General features: G+C 41.3%; 1 protein-coding gene and 2 pseudogenes. All 3 read right to left on the minus strand.

Translation table 11 applies throughout. The annotated features are described in order from the left end of the window. Positions 1–204: pseudogene (locus AC3G7N_RS20985) on the minus strand (ABC transporter permease); the annotation flags it as partial. A gap of 11 nt (positions 205–215) precedes the next feature. Next, positions 216–506, minus strand: coding sequence for a thiamine-binding protein (locus AC3G7N_RS20990; protein ID WP_089060297.1), 291 nt, complete (start codon positions 504–506; stop codon positions 216–218). A 2-nt stretch (positions 507–508) separates the two neighbouring features. Further along, positions 509–727 (minus strand): annotated as a pseudogene (locus AC3G7N_RS20995) (ABC transporter substrate-binding protein); the annotation flags it as partial.

The raw sequence follows: 727 nt of genomic DNA on the forward strand, positions 1-727 counted from the left end.
TGTACCAATCGAAAAGCCAATGAGGGTTAACCTTATTGTCGCGAATAGATGATGCTGATAACTTGGCCATTCCGCGACACCTACCTTCCAAATTTGTGATGGTGCCGGAAGAAGCCACGCTGGGATTTCGAATATTCTACTAGCCGTCTCCCATAGAAAAAACAGAAGGAGGAGAACCAATACTGGTCTCCACCCTTTCTTCATTAGCGATTTCATTAGCGGTATTTCACCGTCAATTCATTCATTGATGCACCATTAGGTTTATAGAAGACCTTCACCTGTGAAATGATACTCTCACAACCTAGCTGCACCATTTTCTCGTTCATTTTTTCAATAACAGCCATAAGTTCTGGCAAATCTCCCTCCATAGTTGTTTCAAGTGGATGTACTTCATATTTCACAGCTGATTCATTAATTACAGCAATAGCTGCATCAACATATGGAATAACGTCTTCCCCGTTCTTTGTTTTTGGGATTATTTGTATACTTACAAGTGCGTTGCCCATGTTTATTCCCCCTCTTTTTTTGGTAAAAATTCGTTTGTGAACGCTGCTTCGCTGTCAAGCTTGTGATCCAGCAAGTCGTTTTCATACATCCACTTGGCATAGTTCTCCCATACCTCAAGCTTTTGCACACCCCATTTTGTGGCATCTGCTTGATATTTAGGTGACAGCCATTTTTGACTAGCCTTTACCAATTCTGCATCTAAATCTGGAACAGCATCGAT

Source organism: Virgibacillus carmonensis (assembly GCF_057836705.1).